General features: G+C 60.5%; 17 protein-coding genes. 16 read left to right on the top strand and 1 reads right to left on the bottom strand.

The window, feature by feature from the left end; translation table 11 throughout:
- Window positions 1-76 precede the first annotated feature (76 nt).
- Window positions 77-595 (bottom strand): Hcp family type VI secretion system effector, encoded by a 519-nt coding sequence (locus IFT47_RS07210; RefSeq protein WP_192172598.1) that lies wholly within the window; start codon window positions 593-595, stop codon window positions 77-79.
- Window positions 596-1,274: 679 nt separating this feature from the next.
- On the opposite strand from IFT47_RS07210, the gene tssA reads away from it, so the two are divergent.
- The 16 genes from tssA to IFT47_RS07130 all read left to right on the top strand — a co-directional run bounded on the left by tssA (window position 1,275) and on the right by IFT47_RS07130 (window position 21,775).
- A complete protein-coding gene (tssA, locus tag IFT47_RS07205) occupies window positions 1,275-2,837 on the top strand; it encodes a type VI secretion system protein TssA (RefSeq protein ID WP_192172599.1) in 1,563 nt (520 codons plus the stop codon).
- Between the two features lie 26 nt (window positions 2,838-2,863).
- On the top strand, window positions 2,864-3,367 hold the full coding sequence (gene tssB / locus IFT47_RS07200) for a type VI secretion system contractile sheath small subunit (RefSeq protein WP_192172600.1): 504 nt from the start codon (window positions 2,864-2,866) through the stop codon (window positions 3,365-3,367).
- Between the two features lie 25 nt (window positions 3,368-3,392).
- Window positions 3,393-4,868: a type VI secretion system contractile sheath large subunit gene (gene tssC / locus IFT47_RS07195; RefSeq protein WP_192172601.1), complete on the top strand. Its 1,476-nt coding sequence runs from the start codon at window positions 3,393-3,395 to the stop codon at window positions 4,866-4,868.
- Window positions 4,869-4,881: 13 nt separating this feature from the next.
- On the top strand, window positions 4,882-5,301 hold the full coding sequence (gene tssE / locus IFT47_RS07190) for a type VI secretion system baseplate subunit TssE (RefSeq protein WP_192172602.1): 420 nt from the start codon (window positions 4,882-4,884) through the stop codon (window positions 5,299-5,301).
- Window positions 5,302-5,409: 108 nt separating this feature from the next.
- Entirely contained in the window at window positions 5,410-7,197 is a 1,788-nt protein-coding gene (tssF, locus tag IFT47_RS07185) for a type VI secretion system baseplate subunit TssF (protein WP_192172603.1), read from the top strand.
- Window positions 7,161-8,183, top strand: coding sequence for a type VI secretion system baseplate subunit TssG (gene tssG, locus IFT47_RS07180; RefSeq protein ID WP_192172604.1), 1,023 nt, complete (start codon window positions 7,161-7,163; stop codon window positions 8,181-8,183). The genes tssF and tssG overlap by 37 nt, the downstream gene beginning before the upstream one ends.
- A complete protein-coding gene (gene tssH, locus IFT47_RS07175) occupies window positions 8,180-10,759 on the top strand; it encodes a type VI secretion system ATPase TssH (protein WP_192172605.1) in 2,580 nt (859 codons plus the stop codon). Before tssG ends, tssH begins: the two co-directional genes overlap by 4 nt.
- Before the next feature lie 10 nt (window positions 10,760-10,769).
- Entirely contained in the window at window positions 10,770-12,287 is a 1,518-nt protein-coding gene (locus IFT47_RS07170) for a sigma-54 interaction domain-containing protein (RefSeq protein ID WP_192172606.1), read from the top strand.
- A 78-nt stretch (window positions 12,288-12,365) separates the two neighbouring features.
- Entirely contained in the window at window positions 12,366-12,506 is a 141-nt protein-coding gene (locus tag IFT47_RS07165; protein ID WP_192172607.1) for a type VI secretion protein, read from the top strand.
- A gap of 17 nt (window positions 12,507-12,523) precedes the next feature.
- Window positions 12,524-13,729, top strand: a complete 1,206-nt coding sequence (tagH, locus tag IFT47_RS07160) for a type VI secretion system-associated FHA domain protein TagH (RefSeq protein ID WP_192172608.1) — start codon at window positions 12,524-12,526, stop codon at window positions 13,727-13,729.
- Window positions 13,730-13,734: 5 nt separating this feature from the next.
- A complete protein-coding gene (tssJ, locus tag IFT47_RS07155) occupies window positions 13,735-14,241 on the top strand; it encodes a type VI secretion system lipoprotein TssJ (protein ID WP_192172609.1) in 507 nt (168 codons plus the stop codon).
- On the top strand, window positions 14,238-15,569 hold the full coding sequence (gene tssK / locus IFT47_RS07150) for a type VI secretion system baseplate subunit TssK (protein ID WP_192172610.1): 1,332 nt from the start codon (window positions 14,238-14,240) through the stop codon (window positions 15,567-15,569). The genes tssJ and tssK overlap by 4 nt, the downstream gene beginning before the upstream one ends.
- Window positions 15,570-15,574: 5 nt before the next feature.
- A complete protein-coding gene (gene icmH / locus IFT47_RS07145) occupies window positions 15,575-16,474 on the top strand; it encodes a type IVB secretion system protein IcmH/DotU (RefSeq protein ID WP_192172611.1) in 900 nt (299 codons plus the stop codon).
- A gap of 26 nt (window positions 16,475-16,500) precedes the next feature.
- A complete protein-coding gene (gene tssM, locus IFT47_RS07140; protein WP_192172612.1) occupies window positions 16,501-20,028 on the top strand; it encodes a type VI secretion system membrane subunit TssM in 3,528 nt (1,175 codons plus the stop codon).
- Entirely contained in the window at window positions 20,028-20,756 is a 729-nt protein-coding gene (locus tag IFT47_RS07135; RefSeq protein WP_192172613.1) for a PP2C family protein-serine/threonine phosphatase, read from the top strand. The genes tssM and IFT47_RS07135 overlap by 1 nt, the downstream gene beginning before the upstream one ends.
- Entirely contained in the window at window positions 20,753-21,775 is a 1,023-nt protein-coding gene (locus IFT47_RS07130; protein ID WP_192172614.1) for a serine/threonine-protein kinase, read from the top strand. Before IFT47_RS07135 ends, IFT47_RS07130 begins: the two co-directional genes overlap by 4 nt.
- Window positions 21,776-22,133 lie beyond the last annotated feature (358 nt).

The following is a 22,133-nucleotide window of genomic DNA, read 5'->3' as shown; positions in this document are numbered from 1 at the left end:
ATCCGCGAGCCCGCGCCGCAAAGGCTCAGAAATCCCGGCCAGTATTACCAGCCGGGATTTTGATGGTCAGCTGAACTTAGCCAACAACCGGGGAGCGCCAGTCATCGGAGCCCGAAGTGCCGCAGACTTCGTGGGTCCAGGTGATCTTGCGGTAGGTGAACTCCACGTCTTCCAGATGGGTGAAGTGGGCGTTCGACGGGTCCTGACAGTTATGCATGTAGTCCTTGATGTCGACGATAATCGCGTCCTCGAGTTTGGTGGTGTAGTAATGCTCCTGTGTGCCCGCTGCCGAGGTGCGATACCACTGGATGGTGATTTCGGTCAGGCGTTCGCCCGAGGTCAACGCTGCCAGCAACAGGGGCGAAGACTTGTCGAACACCTTGGTGATCTTGACCGGCTTGTGAACACGCTGACCGGTTGGCTGCCCCGACTGCGGGTCGCGCGGAATGATCATTTCATGTTGAAACCCTTGCACCATGACCTGATCTTCATGACCTTCCTGGAACGTGTTGCCGACCGAATCTGCGGTGAACGCGCCCGCGGTGATCAGGCCCTGTTTGGTGCCTGTTATGGACATATATGCTGGTGTCGCCATGAAAATGCTCCTTGCCTCATAAATTAAAATGCCCGCCAGCGAATTTGCCTGGCGGGCGAAGTGTTATTTCAAGCATCGTGCCAAGTAAGGGTTGGTTCATGTTAAACATCGGTCTGGTGGGTGTTTAACGGTTCACTGCCGTCTATCGAATGACTTTGTGGCGTAAATCTGCGCAAGAAGTTGCGCAGTGCTGCGCAACTTCTTGCTCACTTACCTGCAGGGTCCGTTCTATAAGGGCTGGCCAGTCTCATTCAGTGATTTATCGGTGGAGAAGTGCGCAGTTTTTTGCGCATGGAGGCCTCACGCCATTGCTGGGCGCGGATGATTGCAGACTGTCTGAGGAAGAACGCGCCCCCCTTGCACCTGTTGCATGATCGCGATTTCCCGGTCCTGAACGCTGGACAGGATATTTCCCGCCGCCTTAGCAACGAGAGAAAGAAGATGTATGAAAGAAGTTACCCTGAGTCTCGTATATTCGAAGAAGCTTCCTACAACATGAGTGGGGTTATCGCGTTTATACAGGGCTTGATAGTGTTATTCGCGCTGAGTATTATTCCCGGCCTCTGAAGGGTAGATGTTTTGTTACATGTCGGCCGCACAACTAGTCCTTATTCTAATTCCGTTAGGCCCGCCAATTTAATTGTCTAAAATCGGCGCGGTTTTACACTGAAGATCTCGAATGTCTTATTCAACTCCACTGTCCGATCATTATCTTGAAAGTGCTCAAGCCTCTATCTCCACAGAGAGCTTCGCGGGCGAAGACGTTCGTTTTTCAAACGAATACGAGGCGCTGGAAAGCGAGGTTAATAAAGCTCAATCCATGCACGAAACGGTTCAGATCGATTGGCAGAAGGTGCGTGAACAAAGTGAGCACCTGCTTCGCACCCAATCCAAAGATCTTCGCGTCGCGGCCTGGCTTGCGTGGGCCTTGTATCAGCGCGAATCCTTCCAAGGGCTGATGGCAGGACTAGGGCTTCTTCACCATCTCTGCATGTGCCACTGGGTCGAAGTACATCCCGTCAAGATTCGCACCCGCTCCGCAGCCATCGGCTGGCTCCTTCCCCGCCTTGAGCACGTGCTTTTTGATCACGTCGCAATCAAGGCGCAGTTACCGCTGTTCAGTCGCCTCGTCGAGATACTCGAAGACCTTGATGCGGTGTTTACCCAGCACATGGGCGACGACGCACCTTTGCTGTTGCCGATCTCCCGGCGTTTGAAAAATATGGCCCAGCGGGTAACTGACAACCTGCCCGACGGCGGGCTAGTCGGGGGTGCTGACGCGCCAGCCAAGCCGCCTACTGCCCCGTCATTCCCCTCAACGATGCTGATCGACAGCGAGAAAGACGCGCACAAGTCACTGCGACTTCAGCAGGACAGCGCACGCTCGTTGTGTGCCTGGTGGCTCAAGCAAAAAGCCAGCGACCTGCGCGCGTTGCGCCTGAACCGAACATTGCTGTGGCTGCCAATCGAGGCATTGCCAGAGCGCAACTCAGAGCACATCACCGCGCTGCGCGGGCTTCCGGCAGACAAGCTCAAGTGCTACCGAGACCAATACGATCAGGGCAATTACGCCGATCTGCTGGTCGAGCTGGAGGCGAGTCTGGCAAAGGCGCCGTTCTGGTTCGATGGCCAGCGAATGGCCTGGGAGTGCCTGCGCGCGCTGAACGCCGAGCTGGCAATGCGCGAGGTAGAAATTCAATTCGCGCTCTTGATTCAGCGGCTGCCGGAGGTCATCGAGCTGCGTTTTCACGACGGCACGCCGTTTGCGGATCCAGCGACTCGCGCCTGGGTCAGTGCCACCGTCATGCCTCGGCTGCAGGCCGCCAGTGCGCCTCGCAGAGTCGAAACCGCCGATAACCAGCCAGCCTGGGAGTCCGCCCTGGAAAGCGCGGTCTCGGTGTTGCGCGATAAAGGCCTCAAAGCTGCTGTACAGCTGCTCAAGCAAGGCCTGCAAAGCGCTCAGGGCGGGCGTGCACGATTTTTCTGGCAATTCGCCCTGGCACGGTTGTGCTTCACCGCCAGGAAATACGAACTCGCCAGGACCCAACTCGAAACCCTCGACTTGACGCTGGAGGACTCAGGCATCAATGCCTGGGAGCCTGATCTTGCGCTGGAAGTGCTTGCGCTCTTGCACAGCTGTTTCGAATTGGTTCCTCAGGTTCCCGGGGCCCGGGAGCGCAAGGAAGAGGTTTATCGCAGGCTCTGCCACCTCGACCTCGAAGTCGTACTTGAACAGGCCTAAGGGCCCTAATTACCAGGAGAACGGCCATGGCCAAAGAAGGATCGGTAGCCCCCAAAGAACGCATCAATGTCACGTTCAAACCCGCTACGGGTGGTGCGCAGGAAGAGATTGAGCTGCCGCTGAAGCTGCTCGCAATCGGTGATTACACCCTGCGCAAAGACGAGCGAAAAGTCGAAGAGCGCAAGCCGATCAGCATCGACAAGATGACGTTCGACGAGGTACTGGCCAAGCAGGCTCTGAGCCTCACGCTGAGCGTGCCAAACCGTCTGCAAGAGGATGAAGGCAATGAAGAGCTGGCGGTGCAACTGCACGTCAAATCGATGAAGGACTTCAATCCCGCCTCGCTGGTGGACCAGGTACCCGAACTGAAAAAACTCATGGAACTGCGCGACGCCCTGGTGGCGCTCAAAGGACCGCTGGGTAACGCGCCTGCTTTCCGCAAGGCCATCGAAAGCGTCCTCGCCGATGACGAGTCACGCGGTCGCGTGCTCGGCGAGCTGGGTTTGAATGCCGCCGCCCAGGACACCTGAGTCCACCCGCCAAGGAGCCAACACCATGAGTACTACACCATCGCAGCAGCACAGCAGAGAGTCCGGCGAGTTCAGCATTCTCGACAGCATCATCGCCGAAACACGTTTGCCTCGAGATGAGGATGCCTATGGCATCGCCAAGCGCGGCGTGTCGGCGTTTATCGAAGAGCTGCTCAAACCGCAAAATGCGGGTGAGCCGGTCAAGAAGGCAATGGTTGACCGCATGATTGCCGAGATCGATGCCAAGCTCGGCCGCCAGATGGATGAAATTCTGCACCACCCGGCCTTCCAGTCTCTGGAGTCGTCATGGCGTGGGTTGCAGTTGCTGGTCGAACGGACCGACTTCCGCGAGAACATCAAGATCGAAATCCTCAACGTGTCCAAAGAGGACCTGCTTGAAGATTTTGAAGATTCACCCGAAGTCATGCAGGCCGGCCTCTACAAACATATCTACACCGCCGAGTACGGTCAGTTCGGTGGGCAGCCTGTGGGGGCGATCATCGCCAACTACTTCATGTCCCCAAGCTCGCCGGACGTGAAACTGATGCAGTACGTTTCCAGCGTCGCCTGCATGTCCCACGCGCCGTTCATTGCCGCCGCCGGTCCCAGGTTCTTTGGCCTGGAAAGCTTCACCGGCCTGCCAGACCTGAAAGATCTGAAGGATCATTTCGAGGGCCCGCAGTTCGCCAAATGGCAGAGCTTCCGTCAGTCGGAAGACGCTCGTTACGTGGGCCTGACGGTGCCGCGCTTCCTGCTGCGCAACCCGTACGACCCGGAAGAGAACCCGGTCAAGTCGTTCGTCTACAAGGAAACCGTTGCCAATAGCCATGAGCACTATCTGTGGGGCAACACGGCGTACGCCTTCGGTACGAAGCTGACCGACAGCTTCGCCAAATTCCGCTGGTGCCCGAACATCATCGGCCCGCAGAGCGGTGGTGCAGTCGAGGATTTACCGCTGCACCACTTCGAAAGCATGGGTGAAATCGAAACCAAGATCCCTACCGAGGTACTGGTCAGTGATCGGCGTGAATACGAGCTGGCGGAGGAGGGGTTCATCTCCCTGACAATGCGCAAGGGCTCGGACAACGCGGCGTTCTTCTCCGCAAGCTCAGTACAAAAGCCGAAGTTTTTCGGCACCAGCGCGGAAGGCAAGGCCGCGGAGCTGAACTACAAACTCGGCACCCAGCTGCCGTACATGATGATCGTCAACCGCCTTGCTCACTATTTGAAAGTTCTGCAACGGGAGCAACTGGGGTCCTGGAAAGAACGCACCGACCTCGAACTGGAACTGAACAAGTGGATACGTCAGTACGTTGCCGACCAGGAAAATCCAAGCGCCGAAGTCCGTGGTCGTCGTCCTCTGCGTGCCGCGCAGATCACCGTCAGTGACGTAGAGGGCGAGCCCGGCTGGTATCGCGTCAGCATGAACGTGCGCCCGCATTTCAAATACATGGGCGCCGACTTCACCCTGTCGCTGGTGGGCAAGCTGGACAAAGAGTGAAGGGCTTGAAGACATGACTGGATACGGCAGCCTCTTTGAACGCCTGGGTGGCGATGCAGAAAAGCGCGTCGGCTGGAGCCGCGAAGACGCTGCGACGGCGTCGGTGGCTGCCCATCTTGCCAAGATGCTCAGCACCCGGGCGGGCAGCGTACAAACGCTTTCCGATTACGGGCTGCCGGATCTCAATGACATGCGCTTGAGCCTTCATGACGCGTTAACGAAAGCGCGGCTCGCTATCGAGGTCTTCATCGAAACCTACGAGCCACGCCTGAGCAGTGTCCAGGTCATCGCGCTGCCCCATGACAACGATCAGCTTCGGCTCGCCTTCAGTATTGAAGGGTTGCTGGAGGTGGAGGGTTTCAAGCGTCGGGTCTCGTTCGCCGCACGCCTGGAGGGTGGCGGTCAGGTACAGGTCAATCACAGGAAATGCTGATGTCAGGACCCCACTGCACGTGGCTTCACCTGATGACATAAGGGCTAGCAGGCAGGTTTCCCGCAACGCCCACCCTTGAACCAAACAGCTCCGCTCGAAGGTAATACCATGTCCTTTAACCACTACTACCAAAGCGAACTCACGGCGCTTCGCCAGTTGGGCCGCCGATTCGCCGAGCGCAGCCCGGCATTGGCGCCTTTTCTGGGGCAGGCCGGGCGGGATCCGGATGTAGAGCGGTTGCTGGAGGGTTTTGCGTTTCTGACGGGGCGCCTGCGGCAGAAGCTCGATGACGAGCTGCCCGAGCTCAGCCATTCGCTGATGCAGCTGCTGTGGCCCAATTACATGCAGCCGCTGCCGGCTTTCAGCATCCTCCAGTTTGACCCGTTGAAGCTGGCAGGGCCTGCGTTGAGGGTGGAGCGGGATACGCCGGTGGACAGCCTGCCGGTCGATGGCGTGCAGTGCCGCTTTCGCACCTGCTACCCAACCGATGTCCAGGCGCTGGATCTGGTAGACCTGACGTACTCGGTCAAGGGCGACGGCGCGCTGTTGAGCTTGCGGCTGGAACTGAGCGGCGAAGGCCATTTGGGTGAGTTGGACCTGAGCCGTTTGCGCCTGCATTTTGCGGGCGAGCGCTACATCAGCCAGACGCTCTATCTGAGCCTTCTGCGCAATCTGGAGAGCATCGAGTTGGTGCCTTTGGACGGAGACGGCAAGCCTATACCCGGCGTCAACGGCATGCCCATGGCATTCAGAATGCCTGGCGATCGTATCCAACCCGTGGGGTTTGCCGAAGACGAAGCGCTGATTCCGTATCCGCTGAACACCTTCCGCGGTTATCGCTACCTGCAGGAATACTTCGCCTTTCAGGACAAGTTTCTATTCGTGGACGTGGAGGGCCTGGAGCTGCTCGCCGCGCTGGCGGAAGACACGCTCAAACAAATACGCGGGCTTGAGTTGCGATTCGACATTCGCAAAGGCGGCGTCCAGCGCCTGCGACCGACACTGGACAACGTCAAGCTCCATTGCACGCCCATCGTGAACCTGTTCAAGCACGATGCCACGCCGATCCGCCTTGAGGGCAAACAGGACGAGTACCTGTTGATGCCGGCGCTCTACGCCATGGAAAACTGTGGCGTGTTTTCGATCGAGTCGGTGATCGGCTGGAAGCCCGGTGGCCTGGGTTACGAGGCCTACGTGCCGTTCGAATCCTTCGAGCATGACCCCAGTTTCGATGTGCCGAACCGCCGTCCGCATTACAGCATCCGTCAGCGTTCATCGTCGTTGCACGACGGCCTCGACACCTACCTGAGCTTCGGCATCCGTCACACCGAAGCCTCTGAAACGTTGTCGATCGAGATGATGTGCACCAACCAGAACCTGCCGCGCAGGCTCAAGCTCGGCGACATCTGCATCGCCTGCGAACAGACACCTGAGTTTCTGACCTTCCGCAATATCACCCCGGCCACACCCAGTTATGCGCCGCCGCTGAATCGAGACTTCCTGTGGAAGCTGATCAGCAATATGTCGCTTAACTACCTGTCCCTCGCGGACGTAAACGCCTTGAAGGTGATCCTCGAAACCTACGACCTGCCGCGCTATTACGACCCGCACGCTGAAAAGGTCAGCAAGCGCCTGCTGGGCGGACTCAAGTCGATCAGGCACCAGCATGTCGACCGGCTGCACAGAGGGCTGCCGGTCCGCGGATTGCGCACCGAGCTGACCATCGACCCGCAAGGCTATATCGGCGAGGGCGACGTGTTTGTGTTCGCCTCCGTTCTCAACGAGTTTTTTGCACTTTACGCCAGCCTCAATTCGTATCACGAGCTGCGCGTAAAAAGCACACAAGGAGAGGTGTACCAATGGCCACCCCGTATGGGCCTGCAGCCCCTGCTTTGAGCGGGCTGACCCGAGGCATACGCGAATACTCACTGTTTCAGGTCGTGTTGCTGGTCATCGACAGACTGCGCACTGCACACCCGCGTCTGAGCGATGACGACTTGTATGACCAGCTGGAGTTTCAGGCCAATCCGAGCCTTGGTTTTCCGGGCAGCGATGTGGACCGCGTGGAGTTTTTTGAAGAATCCGGGCTGATGCGTGCACGCCTGCGCTTCAACCTCCTGGGGCTTGTCGGGTCTGGATCACCCTTGCCTGCGTTCTATAGCGAGCAAGCCCTGGGTGACGGTGAGGGGGGCAATCCGACCCGCCAGTTCCTCGATCTGTTCCACCATCGCCTGCATCGGCTGATGCTGCCGATCTGGAAGAAATACCGCTACCACGCCCGTTTTGAAAGCGGCGCGATCGATCCGTTTTCGTCGCAGTTGTTCGCGCTGATCGGATTGGGCAGCGAGGAGATTCGAAGCGCACGGGAGTTGAACTGGAAGCGACTGCTGCCTTACTTGGGTTTGCTTAGCCTGCGCGCTCACTCGGCAGCGCTGATCGAGGCCGTGCTGCGGTACTACTTCAAACACGCAGAGCTGACGATCGAGCAATGCATGGAGCGCCGCGTGGACATTCTCGAAGAGCAGCGCAACAGCCTTGGCCGGGCCAACACCCTGCTAGGCGAGGATCTGGTGCTCGGCGAACACGTTCGGGACCGCAGTGGCAAGTTCCGTATTCATATCCGAGAGCTTGGCTGGCAGCGCTTTCACGAGTTCCTGCCGATCGGCGCGGGTTACCAACCGCTGTGCGCATTGGTGCGATTCACGCTGCGTGACCCGCTTGATTACGACGTTCGCCTGGCGCTGCGTCGTGAAGAAATTCGCGAACTGCGCCTGGCGGGCCAGAACGCGTGTCGACTGGGATGGACCAGCTGGCTGGGCCGAGAACGCGCGGACGGCGTGGTGACCCTGGGGAGCAAATCATTAAGGACAGCCCAACGATGACTAACGTCAATCTGCAACAACTTATCCGGGCGCTCGACGCCGAATGCCGACGCGACCTGGAGCACGCTGCCGGACGCTGTGTGGGAAGGGGCGGCAGCAAGGTCCTCGTCGAAGACTTGTTGCTGTGCTTGCTGGAACGCCCGCAGGGCCTTCTTTCCCGCGCACTCCAGGATGCCGATATAGACGCCGGTGAACTCGGCGCGGTGCTGCAGGCGCGGATGGAAGGCAGCGCCTCGCGCAACCCGGTGTTTGCGCCGGAACTGGTGCAGTGGCTGCAGGATGCGTTGCTGGTCGCCAGCCTCGAACTGAGTCAGACCCTGGTCGATCAAGGGGCGTTGGTGCTCGCGCTGTTGCGCAACCCCGTGCGTTACGCAGGCAGCCGCTATCAGGCATTGCTTGCCCGGCTGAATACCGAGCGATTGAAAGCATTCGCCTTGTCACAGAAGGAGCATTCCGACTCGGGCAAACACGGTACGGCCGGCGAGTCATTGCTGATGCGCTATACCCATAACCTCACCCAACAGGCCCGAGACGGCAAACTTGACCCGGTGCTGTGCCGTGACGAGGCCATTCGGCAAATGGTGGATATTCTCGCTCGCCGACGGAAAAACAATCCGATCCTCGTGGGGGAGGCGGGTGTCGGCAAGACGGCTGTCGTTGAAGGGCTGGCGTCGCGCATCGTCGCGGGGGAAGTGCCCCGGGCCATAAAGGGCGTTGAAGTGCTTTCGCTGGACATGGGGCTGTTGCAGGCCGGCGCCAGCGTCAAAGGGGAGTTTGAGCGGCGCCTCAAGGGCGTGATCGACGAGGTCAAGGCGTCGACCAGGCCGATCATATTGTTCATCGACGAGGCCCATACCCTGGTCGGCGCCGGCGGTGATGCAGGGGGTTCCGATGCGGCCAACCTGCTCAAGCCTGCCCTGGCACGCGGCGAACTGCGCACTATCGCGGCGACCACCTGGACCGAGTACAAAAAATACATCGAAAAAGATCCGGCATTGGCCCGTCGCTTTCAGCCAGTGCGGCTGCACGAACCGACCGTCGATGAGGCGGTGACCATTCTGCGGGGCCTCGCTCACGTCTACGAGGGAAGCCACGGCATCTATTTGCGTGACGATGCGGTGGTGGCGGCCGCGGAGTTGTCCGCTCGCTATCTCGCCGGGCGCCAGTTGCCGGACAAGGCCGTCGATGTACTCGACACGGCGTGCGCGCGCGTTCGCATCAGCCTCGCCGCTGCGCCGCAATGCCTTGAGCGTCTGCGCAGCGAACTGGCCGAAGGCAGCCGCCAGCATCAGGCGCTGCGTCGTGACGCCGAAGCCGGTCTGCCCATCGATCATCCGGCACTGGATGCATTGGAAAACCGTTTGCGCGCTGCGGATGAAGAAAGCCTTGCTCTCGAAACGCTCTGGTTGGAACAGAAAGGATTGGCCGAGCGCCTGCTGGACTTGCGTCAGCAACTGGCGCAGGCCCGTGATGCCGACGACACACACAGCATCGAAGTCCTGCAAGCCGCCCTCCACGAGGCTCACCGGACGCTGACCCAAGCCCAGGCCAAAGAAAGGCTGGTGAGCTTTGAAGTCTGCCCGCGTCTTGTCGCCGAAGTGATCAGCGCCTGGACCGGCGTGCCCTTGGCGCAATTGGCGCGAGAACACAACGCCAGAATCGCCAGCTTTTCAACTGACCTGCGCACCCGCATTCGCGGTCAGGAGCAAGCGGTCCACGCCCTTGATCGTTCGATGCGCGCTAATGCAGCCGGCCTGAACAAACCTGATGCACACGTGGGTGTGTTCCTGCTGGTCGGACCGAGTGGTGTCGGCAAGACTGAAACCGCGCTGGCGCTCGCCGATTTGCTCTACGGCGGCGAGCGGTTCATCACCACCATCAACATGTCCGAGTTTCAGGAGAAGCACACCGTCTCGCGTCTGATTGGCGCGCCGCCTGGCTACGTGGGTTACGGCGAAGGTGGCATGCTCACCGAAGCGGTGCGGCAGAAGCCGTACTCCGTGGTTCTGCTCGATGAAGTCGAAAAAGCTGACCCAGACGTCCTGAACCTGTTCTATCAAATCTTCGACAAGGGCGTGGCCAACGACGGGGAAGGGCGGGAGATCAACTTCCGCAACACGCTCATCCTGATGACCTCGAACCTTGGAAGCGACCTCATCAGTCACCTCTGCGCCGACGGCGCGCGTCCCTCCGCGCAGGTGCTTGAGGAGCATATCCGTCCGGTTCTCGCGCGACATTTCAAACCGGCGCTGCTCGCACGCATGCGCGTCGTCCCGTACTACCCGGTGAGCGGGTCGGTGCTGCGTGAGCTGATCGAGATCAAATTGCGCAGTCTGGGCGAGCGCTTGAACCGTCGCCAGCTGACGTTCACCTTTTCCGAGGCGCTGGTCGATCAACTGGCTGAACGCTGCAGCCAAGGCGACAGTGGCGCACGTCTGATCGACCACTTGCTGGAGCTTCACGTTCTGCCCCGGGTGGCTGACCGGCTGCTCGACGCCATGGCCGCAGGCCAGCGTCTCACCTCTGTGCACGCAACGCTTGATGTTGAAGCCGCCGTGACCTGCGAGTTTGCCTGAGGTGGGCGCTATGTTCATTCAGGTGCCGCAACCGCTGGCCTATGCGGAAGCGTTACTGGAGCAATTCGCCCGGCTTGCACGCGCAGCGGACGATGCCGCGCTGCTGAGCGGGCTCGTGCTCGGACTCGCCGAGTTGAGCGGTTGCGAGCTGACTCAGCTTTATCTGCTGGACGCGACCCATACGTGTCTGGGCATGACTGCCGAGTGCCTTGAGGGCAGCGTGCAACCCCGTGAGGCTCAGAGCCTGCCAACCGATTACAACGGTGAGCAACTGCTGCAGTTTGCGCTGTGCCAAAACCGCGTTGTGTGCCTCGTCGATTTGCCGGGCAGCCTGCACGAAACCCGTTTCCTGCCGCCCGGAGCGAAGCCCTGGCAGTCCCTGCTGTGTGTGCCCATCGTCAGTGATCAACAGGCGGTGGAAGGCTTGCTCGTCTGCGCGAGCAGTCGACACCTGGAGCTGCAGGCTTTTGCCGACTCCCTTGGTCGACTGGGCACGTTCGTGCTGCATCAATTGCAGCTGCTTCAGCGCTTGAGACGACGTACCGATGATTCACCACCCGTGCGCGTCAGTGTGCCAAGCATCAGCGCCTATGGGTTGATCGGCAAAAGCGCGCCCATGCGCCACACCTGTTCGATGATCAGTAAAGTCCTGCACAGCCCGTATACCGTTTTACTGCGCGGAGAAACGGGCACCGGCAAGGAAGTGGTGGCACGCGCCATCCACGACTACGGTCCGCGTCGCTCGCAGCCCTTCATCGTGCAGAACTGCGCGGCACTTCCTGAAAGCCTGCTGGAAAGCGAGTTGTTCGGCTATAGCAAGGGGGCGTTCACCGGCGCCCTGCGTAATCGCGCCGGACTCTTCGATGCAGCCAACGGCGGGACCCTGTTGCTCGATGAAGTCGGCGACATGCCGCTGTCTCTGCAGGCCAAGCTGCTGCGCGTGCTGCAGGAGGGAGAGATACGCCCGCTGGGCTCCAATGACACGCACAAGATAGACGTGCGCATCCTGGCAGCAAGCCACCGGGATTTGTTGGCCATGGTGAGCGAAGGCACCTTTCGCGAGGACCTTTACTACCGCCTCTCACAATTCCCCATCGAGCTGCCCGCTCTTCGCCAGCGCGGCGATGACATCGTCGATCTCGCCCGGCATTTCGCCGACAAGGCCTGCTCATTTCTGCAACGGGATGCTCTGTGCTGGTCTGACGCGGCGCTCGATCACTTGTCCGGGTACGCCTTTCCCGGAAACGTTCGCGAGCTCAAGGGGCTGGTCGAACGTGCCGTTCTGCTGTGCGAAGGAGGCCAATTGCTTCCCGAACATTTCACCCTCCGCGCGGATGCTGCCCCTGGTGCTGCCCGCCTGAGTCTGCGCGAACGCCTTGAGCAGGTCGAACGCGGCCTGCTGCTCGATTGCCTGCGTAAAAACGAAGGTAATCAGAGCCTGTCCGCGCGCGAGCTTGGGCTGCCCAGGCGAACGCTGCTGTACCGCCTTGGCCGCCTCAATATCAATCTGGGTGAAATCAATGCGTAGGCACGAACGATTTTTTTCCCGCTCGCTTTCCATCGCGCCATCCGACGGCGCCCTGTGCTCACCTCTGGAGATCCTCTGATGTTCGCTCGTCACCGGCAAGCTGTTCTGCTGACCCTTGTTCTTCTCTGTGGCGTCTCGGGCTGCAGCGGCAATTACAAGTTCAACGACAACACCTATCGCCCGCTGGGTGATCCGCAGGCAGCCAACCGCGGTAATTGACCACAAGGAGCACCACCGTGGAACTGGTTTTCGAAATGCTGAGCACCCGGCAGTTTGTGCCTGCGGAGCAATGCCAAAAGACCTTCAGGCAGGCGGGCGGCGTGATCGGACGGGCGGTGGACTGCGATTGGGTCATTCCCGACCGCAGCCGGCACGTGTCCCACCACCACATCACGATCAGCTACCGCGATGGCAGCTTTTATCTCACCGATACCAGCAGCAATGGCGTGCTGAGTGGGGAGAGCAGGGTGCGTCTGCCCAAGGGGCAAGCTGCTCGCATCGAGCATGGCAGTCTGTATGTAATGGGCGATTTCGAGCTACGTGCCCGACTGATGCGTGAGCCGACCTCGTTTGACGGTGACGTGGGTCGCACTTGTGCAGCCGGCAGCATCATCCCCGACGACTCGTTTCTGGACCTCGACCCGCTGAGCGCGCTCGACCAGCAGGAACGCGTCCACTCGGACATCGACGAACTGATTTCGCCAGCTGCCGCCATCAAGGACGGTCCACAGCGTGCGGACTATGCCCGGGTGGACATGGAAAGCCTGCGCGTGCCAGAGCTGGTCGAAGATCCTGCAGCACACCCCGCTCCAGCACCCGCGCCAGCCGCCGTTGAGACCGAACGCCAGACCGACGATTTCTGGACCCGGTTTTCCGACGCGCTGGGTCTCGAATTCGACGGGCTTGATCAGGATGCCCGGGAGGCGCTGGCGATCAATGCCGGCCGTTTGCTCAGGCAGTGCGTCGGCGGTCTGCAGCAGAACCTGCAAACGCGCAGCGAGTTGAAAAATGAATTGCGGCTGTCGCAGACCACCGTGCAGGGCGCCCAGCGCAACCCGCTGAAATCAGCGGTCGATGCGGGCGGAGCCCTGTCGGCGTTGTTGCGACCTGGTAAACCCGGGCAACTGCCCGCCGAGCTGGCGGTAAGCCGAGCCTTCCATGACGTGCAGGCGCACCAGGTCGCCTTGCTGGCCGCCTGTCGGGCGACAACGCGTGCCACGCTGGAGCATTTTTCACCGGAGCAACTCACCCTGCGATTCGAGCGCGACAACCCTCCACTGCTCGCGACCTCCGGCAGTCGCTGGAGAGCCTATGGCCGCTATCACCAGGCGTTGCGTCAGGACAATGACTGGAGCGAACGCCTGCTGGCGCGAGATTTCGCCCAAGCCTATGAAGAGCAGATTCGTCTGATTTCCACCCTCCACACTGATCATCAGGGATGAAGCGCATGTTTCGCCGTACAACTTTCTTTCTACACGCGCTGACCGCGTTGATTGCCGTGCTCATCCTTGCAGGTTGCTCGACGCTATCGCCGTATTCACACCTCACCAAACTCAACCTCAGGCTCAAGGCCAGTGATCAGTTGAATCCCGATCTGAATGGTCGTCCGTCACCGATCGTGGTCCGCCTGTACGAGCTCAAACACGCGGTGGCCTTCGAGAACGCTGATTTTTTCAGCCTGTATGAGCGGGCCAGAGAGTCACTGGCCCCCGACATGGTCGCCACCGAGGAGCTTGAGCTGCGTCCGGGCGAAACGGTCGAGCTCAAGCTCAGTGTGCAGAAGGGCAGTCGCTATGTCGGCGTAGTTGCGGCGTACCGCGACCTGTCACAAGCCTCGTGGCGCTCCACGCTTCACCTCCCGCCGCGAACCGCCACCGAAGTCGATCTGACCCTTGATGAAAGCGGCATTCGGACTTCACCTGAAGCGCTTGCCGAGGCGGTTGACCAGCCATGAATACGCACAAAGTCATCTGGCAGGAGGGCATGCTGCTACGTCCTCAGCATTTCCAGCACAACGACCGGTATTACGACCACCAGCTGAAAATCCGTACTCGGTTAATGGGTGGCTACGCCTGGGGATTCCTGGCGCTGGAGATCGATCTGCAGTTTCTGAACATGGGGAAACTGGTGATCAGTCAGGCGTCGGGCATCCTGCCTGACGGCAGCGTGTTCGAGTTGGGCGGCAACACGCAGTCGCTGGCCCTCGACATACCGCCCAATACCGTCAACACGCCTGTTTATCTGGCGTTGCCGCTGGTCACCGGCAATCACGTGGAAGCCAGGCGACCGGAGCAGTCCGATGTGCTGGCGCGTTATACCGCGTATGAAACGCAAGTCGCCGATTCAAATGCAGGTGATGACGCGATCTGTCAGGTGAGCTGCGGCCGTCCCGACTTCAGATTGCTCTTGGGCGAAGAGCAGAGCGACCACGCTTACGTCAAGCTGAAGATCTGCACCGTGCTCGACACAACCCCTGACGGCGTGGTCAGTCTCGCCCCGGATTTCGTACCGACTTACCTTCAGTCCCATGCTTCCGCCTATCTGCTGTCGTGCCTGAAGGAAGTCATCAGCATGCTCAGCCATCGGGGCGACAGCATTGCCGAGCGCATCCGCTCCAGCGGCACGGTCGCCAGCGCGGAAATGGGCGACTTCATGATGCTTCAGCTGATCAATCGTGCCGAACTGCTGCTGCGTCACTACCTAGGTCTGGAGCACGTGCATCCGGAAGAACTCTACCGCGCGTTGCTGACCCTGCTGGGCGATCTGGCGACCTTCTCGAGTGACAGCAAGCGGCCGCGCCTGGACAGCCGCTACCGCCACAGCGATCAAGGGGAAAGCTTTCGCAGATTGGTGGAAGCGCTTCGGCAGATGCTGTCGATGGTGCTGGAGCAACACGCCATCGAACTGGTGCTACAGCCGCGTCAATACGGCATCACCGTCTCGCCGCTGCACGATCGCACGTTGCTGGGTTCGGCCTCCTTTGTATTGGCGGCGAGTGCCAATTGCGATTCCGAGGAACTGCGCCATCGTCTGCCCGCGCATTTCAAGGTTGCACCGGTGGAACGTATCCGCCAGTTGGTGAACCTGCACTTGCCCGGTATCAAGCTCACCCCGTTACCGGTGGCGCCGCGGCAAATTGCGTTTCATTCGAAAAAAACCTACTTCGTCCTTGAACTCAGCTCCGAAGACTTGGCGCAGCTGGAGCGCTCCGGCGGATTCGCGTTCCACGTGTCCGGCGAGTTTGCCGAGCTTGAACTCAACTTCTGGGCCATCAGGAATTGAACGCCATGATCAGGGATAGCGATTATCAACAGGACGACAAAACCGTCCTGGTCACTCGACAGGGGCACGGCCCGGCGTCGAAGCCGATGACTGATTCCACGCCGCCGCCGCGCTTCGAACAACTGGAAGAACGCATGATCTACGCCGCGCACCTGCGACCGGCGCAGACGTTCAATGTCGGCATGAACCCGCTTGTTGCCGCTGCCTCGGAGCTGTTGTCCGAGGTTGTACGGCTCAGAAGCGGTGACATTCCTCACGATATGGCCGCGCTGCATGAGCACCTGACCCACGTGCTGAAATCGTTTGAAGCGCGCGCGCTGCACAACGGTGCCGAGAGCAGCCAGGTCGCGGGCGCCCGCTATGTGCTCTGCACTGTTCTGGATGAGGCCGTGGTAACGAGCGGCCGGGGCAACGAAAGCGAGTGGTCGCAGATGAGCCTGCTGAGCAGGTTTCACCAGGAAACCTTCGGTGGGGAAAAGTTTTTCCAGCTGCTGGATCGACTCTCGAAAAACCCGGTGAAGCATCTGTCGATGCTGGAACTGATGTACCTGTGCCTGTCTCTGGGTTTCGAGGGCCGCTACCGGGTGCAGACCCGTGGCGTGCAGGAGCTCGAGAGCATTCGCGACGCGATTTACCGGCAGGTTCGCCAGCTGCGCGGTGATGCGCCTCGCGAGCTGTCGCCCCATTGGGAAGGCCTGAACCAACAGCGCCGCAGCCTGGTGCGCATCGTGCCCGGCTGGATGGTGATGGGCTTCACCCTGGTGTGTCTGATCGTGATGTATTCGGGCTTCGCCTGGGTGCTGGGCGAGCACCGCAAGGCCGTCCTTCAACCTTATCAGCTGTTCGATCAGCCTGCCGCTCACCCGCAATCGCAGCGGCAAGTGCAATCAAAGCCGCAGCCGTAAGCCGCCGCCGTAAACAGAGACGTGTGATGAAAAACCTTTTCAAGAAAACCGGCGCGCTTCTGCGTCAGACGTGGGTGTGGACGCTCCTGCTGGTGTTGTTCGTGGCGCTGATGGTCTGGTTCGTCGGGCCGCTCCTGGCGGTTGACGACCGAAAGTTCTGGGAGGGTTCAAGCGCCCGGCTGTTGACCATCAGTTCGCTGTTCCTGCTCTGGGGCCTTGCCATGGTGTATGTCAGCTGGCGTGCCGGGGAGCGCAAGAAAGCGGTCGAGGACAGCGAAGACGGTCAGGCGCGCCTCTTGCGCGACGATCAGATCGACGAGGAGCAGGCTGAACTGACGACGCGTTTCAAGGACGCGCTGAAAACGCAGAAGACCTCAAGCCTGTATCGCGGCCGCAGCGAACACTGGCGCACCGAGCTGCCGTGGTACCTGCTGATCGGACCCGAGGGCAGCGGCAAGACCAGCCTGCTGGAGTTTTCAGGGCTCGAGTTTCCGCTCAACACAGTCGGGCGCAAACTTACCCGCGACACCCGAGGCACTCGCCACAGTGACTGGTATTTTGCCAACAATGCCGTGCTCGTCGACACCCCAGGCCGTTACCTGACCCAGCCGAACGCCGACATCGACCGCAGTGCCTGGTGCACGCTGCTTGATCTGCTGCGCAAATATCGCCGCAACCGCCCTCTGAACGGCGTACTCGTCACGCTCCCTGTCGACACGCTCCTCCACGGCAGTGATCCTGAACTGGAGACCCTCGCGGGACAGGTGCGTGCGCGGTTACAGGAGGTGAATCAGAAGCTCCATGTCGAGGTGCCTGTCTATCTTGTGCTGAGCAAGGCCGACAGCCTACCGGGCTTCGACGCGTTTTTCGATCAACTGACCCGGGAGGAAAGTGATCAGGTCCTCGGCACCACCTTCAGTAAAGGGCAGAGCGGCACTGACGCCGCCATGCTGCGCAACGAATTCGGCGAATTGCTGGTTCGGCTCAACAGTCAGGTGATCACCCGCATCCATCAAGAGCGGGATACCTCGCGCCGTGGCGGCATTCTCGACTTACCCCATCAACTCAGCGGAATCGGCGAGCGCGTGTGCGTGTTTGTGGAACTGGCGTTCACGGGCAATCGCTACCAGTTGGCGAGCCAGCTGCGCGGTTTCTATCTCACCAGCGCGCCAGGCTTTGAACAGGACATGCACTCGCCCGCTGTCGGCAGGGGTGCCAGTCCCGGGATGAGCACAGAAACGCTGCCGACACTGGGGAGGGGCCGATCGCGTTTCATCAATCACCTGCTCAGCAGAGTCATCTTCCCCGAGGCTGACATTGCGGGCCTGGACATGCGCGAGCGCCGCCGTATCCATTGGGCCCAGCGCGCGCTATACGCAGGCGCACTGGCGTCACTCGCGCTGTTCGGCAGCCTTTGGGCCGTGAGTTTTTCCGGCAACTATGAACGTCTGGACAGCCTGGGCGCCCTTGCCAGAACCTGGGCCGAGCAGCGGTCGGCGACCGCGGTCCAGGATGACCTTTTCGCAGCGCTGAAAGTGCTGGACACCGGCTATGCGGCGACCCGGGTTTTCCCTGGCAAAGAGGATGTCGGTTACCAGACGCGCGGCGGCCTTTATCAAGGCCAAGCGGTCAATCCGGTGGTCGAAAGCGCTTACGATCGCGAGCTTGAACGGCTGCTCTTGCCTCAGGTAGCGACGATGCTGGAGGGGCAGATCGCCGCGAGCCTTGACGATCGCGAGGGGCTTCTCCAAAGCCTGCGTGCCTATCTGATGCTGGGCATGAAAGACCGGCGGGATGCGGCGTGGCTCAAGGAGCAGGTCGCCGCTGTCTGGTCCGAGCTGTACCCCGGCGACGCCGCTGCGCAAAACGGTCTGAACGCCCACTTCGAACGGTTGCTGAAGCTACCGTTTGTCCATGGCCTCAATGAACAGCGCGTGGTGCAGGCCCGGCAGGTGCTGCGTGGTGAGTCGCTGGCGAACGTCGTCTACCGGATGCTGCGCGAGCAGGCGGCGATCTTGCCGGATTACAGTTTCGACCAGCATCTCGGGCCGCAGGCAGCGCTGTTCGTCGGCACCGATTATGTGATTCCGGGGTTTTACACCCGGCAGGGCTACGAGCAGTATTTTTCGGTGCACGGCGCCCGGGTGGTGACCGATATCCTGCGGGACAATTGGGTGCTGGGCGAAGGCTCCGGTCTCAGCGACATGGACATGCGGCGCTTGATGGTTGAACTGGAGCAGCTTTATTTCCGTGATTACGCTGATTACTGGGGCGAGGCGGTGAGCGCGGTCGAGCTGCCCGGGCCTTACGATTTTGCCGACAGTGCCGAGCAACTGGCTGGCCTGACGTCGGCCCATTCGCCGGTCATCAATCTGCTCAGGGAAGTACGGGAGAACACTCGTTTCACACCTTTAGCCGAGGCACTGACAAACGCCGTCGATGCCACTGCGCAGTTGCCGGATAAGGGTGGCAAAGCCGGCAAACTGGCGGTCGCTGCGTCAAGCAAAGCTTCCGAAACGTTGAGTGCATCCGTCCCGGACACCGCACGCAAATCACTGCAAAACCGGTTCGATCCGCTGCACCGCCTGCTCGACGAAAAAGACGGCCCGACGGCGGACCTGATACCTGTTCTGGCGGTGCTCAATGAGCTGCAACTGCAGATGGCGAGTCTGGGCAGGGCCAGCTCGCCGGAGCAGGCTGCGTTCGACATGGCCAAGTCACGCATGGGCGGACAGCGGGATGCGCTGGGCACTTTGCGTGCGGCATCCAGTCGCCTGCCGCGTCCGGTGGGCGCGTGGTTCAACACCTTGGCCGAAGACGCGTGGCGGCTGGTGCTTCGCGATGCCTATCAACACGTGAACCAGCACTACCAGAGCGAGGTGTACAGTTTTTACGCCAAGGCGATCAGCAAGCGTTATCCGTTCAGCGCTGACAGTGCCAGCGATGTCGCACTCAGTGATTTTCGCGAGTTCTTCAAGGTTCAGGGCGTTACAGACCGCTTCTTCGACGGATTCCTGCGTCCGTTCGTGAGTGGCGAGAAAGGCAGTTATCGTCTGCGCAGTATCGACGGGCAAAGCCTGCCGATCTCCCGGGCGTATCTTGATCAGATGACCGCCGCTCGAGTCATCCGACAGGGGTTCTTCGCCCACAACCCGGCCGAGCCTCAGGTGCAGTTCAAACTTGAGCCCCATACCCTGGACTCTTCTGTCAGTCGGTCCGAATTCAAGCTGGGTGACAAGACCCTTGAATACCGCCACGGTCCGATTGTCCCGGTGTCATTCAAATGGCCCACCGATGCGCAGGCCGGTCGAACCAGTCTGGTGCTCGACAGAATGGTTGGCCGACCCCTGGGTATCGAAGAAAGCTCAGGGCCGTGGTCGCTGTTCCGTCTGCTGGATTCAATGCAACGGGAGGAGCTGACCGGTCGCGACGTGCTGGTACTGAAGGCCGATGTCGGTGGTCTGCGTGCCAGCTACCTGTTGACGAGCCAGCGTTCGCCCAACCCTTTCGACATGAGCGTGCTGCGCAGCTTCCGCATGCCGGCACAACTCTGATGGCGATCGCCGGCCAGTGGCACAGCGCTGCGCGGACCCACAGCGGCAAGGTTCGAGCGCGCAATGAAGATGCGTTTCTGGAGTGTCCAGAAAGGGGGCTGTGGGTGGTTGCCGATGGCATGGGCGGCCATCAGGGAGGCGATATCGCCAGCCAGATGATCGTCGCCAGTCTGGCGGAGCTGCCAGTGCGCGATCACTTCGATGACAGGCTTATCGGCGTTAGGCAGTGCCTGCACTGGCTGAACCGGCGGCTGGGCCAGGAGCTGACCGTCCGTGCAGGCCGACAGGACAGCATCATCGGCAGCACGGTGGTCGCACTTCTGATGGAGGAAAGCCGGGCGGCCTGTGTCTGGGCGGGTGACAGCCGCTGCTATTTGTGGCGCGGCCAGCGGCTGTATCAGCTGTCCCGAGACCATTCCCTGCAACAGCAACTGATCGACGAGCGACAGATGAATGCTCGCCAGGCCTGCGCCTACCCGGGTGCGCACGCTTTGACCCGAGCGGTGGGCGCTGCCGAGCAACTGACGCTGGAGGTGCTGGAGCTTGAGGTGTTTCCGGGCGATGCGTTCCTGCTGTGCAGCGACGGTTTGTATCAGGGGTTGAGTAGCGATGCGCTGGGTCACGCATTGAATTACGTTCAGCCGGAAACAGCGCTCAAGCGCCTGTTCGATGACGCCTTGCGCGGCGCTGCCCGGGATAACCTGACGGCTGTGGTGATTCGCGGATGACTGATCCCCTGCAAATAGATCCCGATGGGCAGGCGCCGGCTGCTCCCGCCGGCGATGACCCGCCCGTAGACCTCACCTACTTCGCCTTCGCCCGGTCTCAAAAACCTGAAACGGCTCGGGTATGCATCTCGGCAGGGATGAGCGCAATGCCCGTTGTCCTGGCAAGTCGTTACCGCATCGAACGCCTGCTCGGTGCCGGCGGCATGGGAGCGGTTTACCGTGCGCGCGATCTGCTGGCCGAGCAGTACGGAGATCCCGATCCTTACGTCGCGCTCAAAGTCCTCAACGAAGACTTCGCCGAGTCGCCGGACGCCAGCGCAGTGCTCTACAGCGAGTTCCGCCTGACCCGATACCTGCGGCATGACAACGTGCTGCGTGTGCACGGGTTTCATGTCGACACCTCGTGCGCGCGGGCTTTCATCACCATGGAGCTCATGCGAGGCCTGACGCTGGACAAAATGCTCTGTGAGCGGCCGCTGGGACTGCCATGGAAAGAGCTGCGCGAGATCGTTCTGCCGTTGCTGGACGCACTGGCATTCGCCCACGCTCGCGGCGTGGTTCACGGTGATATCAAACCCAGCAACATCATGCTCAGTGAAGAGGGCGTGCGCCTGTTCGACTTCGGTCTTGGCAGGGCCGAGGAGGGCGTATTACCCGGCCTGCCGCATTTGAGTCGAGAGCGCTTCAATGCCTGGACCCCGGGCTACGCTGCCCCTGAAGTGCTTGAGCACCAACAGCTCTCGACAAATGCTGACGTCTACGCGGTGGCGTGTGTGATCTACGAACTGGCAAGCGGCAGACACCCCTTCCGGCATCTACCTTCGAATCAGGCCCGTGATCAGCACCTGGAAGCCGGGTTGAAACCGCCACGCCACTTACCCAGGCATGGTTGGCCTGCTTTGCGAACCGCGCTCGCTTTTGACGCCGATGCCCGCAGGATAACGGCCGGGCAGATGCGTGACGCTTTCACCAACCCCTCGTCCTGGGGGTGGTGCAGGAAAATCCGCCCATCTCGGTGAGGCCATCAGTTGTGCGGTGCGAGATCGGACGCCTTCCCGGCTAAAGCCGGTCCTACACTGGACACGATGCTTTGTAGTGGGACCGGCTTCAGCCGGGAAGAGGCCGGTGTGGACTCCATCAGTTTGCGGTGTGACGCACCTGACGCCTTCCCGGCTAAAGCCGGTCCCACAGTCGAGGTCACCGCCGGTTTTTCTGGATGCACGCGATCCGTTAGTGGGACCGGCTTTAGCCGGGAAGAGGCCGGTGTTTGCGCCCTCAATTTTGCAGCGTGACGCCTGTAGTGGTCAACTAATTCCGGACACCTCGATAGGTGGTTTCAAGGCCATCGTCCGTTCGTAAACGGTCGGTGGCAGATAA

The organism is Pseudomonas sp. CFBP 13711 (genome assembly GCF_014842265.1).
Classification (GTDB): Bacteria; Pseudomonadota; Gammaproteobacteria; order Pseudomonadales; family Pseudomonadaceae; genus Aquipseudomonas.
This window is presented reverse-complemented; position numbering and strand designations above follow the sequence as displayed.

Coding starts and splice junctions, on each gene's coding strand:
- tssA (WP_192172599.1), top strand. CDS start 1,275: ATGTCTTATTCAACTCCACTGTCCGATCATTATCTTGAAAGTGCTCAA.
- tssE (WP_192172602.1), top strand. CDS start 4,882: ATGACTGGATACGGCAGCCTCTTTGAACGCCTGGGTGGCGATGCAGAA.
- IFT47_RS07210 (WP_192172598.1), bottom strand. CDS start 595: ATGGCGACACCAGCATATATGTCCATAACAGGCACCAAACAGGGCCTG.
- tssJ (WP_192172609.1), top strand. CDS start 13,735: ATGTTTCGCCGTACAACTTTCTTTCTACACGCGCTGACCGCGTTGATT.
- tssG (WP_192172604.1), top strand. CDS start 7,161: ATGGCCACCCCGTATGGGCCTGCAGCCCCTGCTTTGAGCGGGCTGACC.
- IFT47_RS07130 (WP_192172614.1), top strand. CDS start 20,753: ATGACTGATCCCCTGCAAATAGATCCCGATGGGCAGGCGCCGGCTGCT.
- tssB (WP_192172600.1), top strand. CDS start 2,864: ATGGCCAAAGAAGGATCGGTAGCCCCCAAAGAACGCATCAATGTCACG.
- tssH (WP_192172605.1), top strand. CDS start 8,180: ATGACTAACGTCAATCTGCAACAACTTATCCGGGCGCTCGACGCCGAA.
- IFT47_RS07135 (WP_192172613.1), top strand. CDS start 20,028: ATGGCGATCGCCGGCCAGTGGCACAGCGCTGCGCGGACCCACAGCGGC.
- tssM (WP_192172612.1), top strand. CDS start 16,501: ATGAAAAACCTTTTCAAGAAAACCGGCGCGCTTCTGCGTCAGACGTGG.
- tssC (WP_192172601.1), top strand. CDS start 3,393: ATGAGTACTACACCATCGCAGCAGCACAGCAGAGAGTCCGGCGAGTTC.
- IFT47_RS07170 (WP_192172606.1), top strand. CDS start 10,770: ATGTTCATTCAGGTGCCGCAACCGCTGGCCTATGCGGAAGCGTTACTG.
- tssK (WP_192172610.1), top strand. CDS start 14,238: ATGAATACGCACAAAGTCATCTGGCAGGAGGGCATGCTGCTACGTCCT.
- IFT47_RS07165 (WP_192172607.1), top strand. CDS start 12,366: ATGTTCGCTCGTCACCGGCAAGCTGTTCTGCTGACCCTTGTTCTTCTC.
- tssF (WP_192172603.1), top strand. CDS start 5,410: ATGTCCTTTAACCACTACTACCAAAGCGAACTCACGGCGCTTCGCCAG.
- icmH (WP_192172611.1), top strand. CDS start 15,575: ATGATCAGGGATAGCGATTATCAACAGGACGACAAAACCGTCCTGGTC.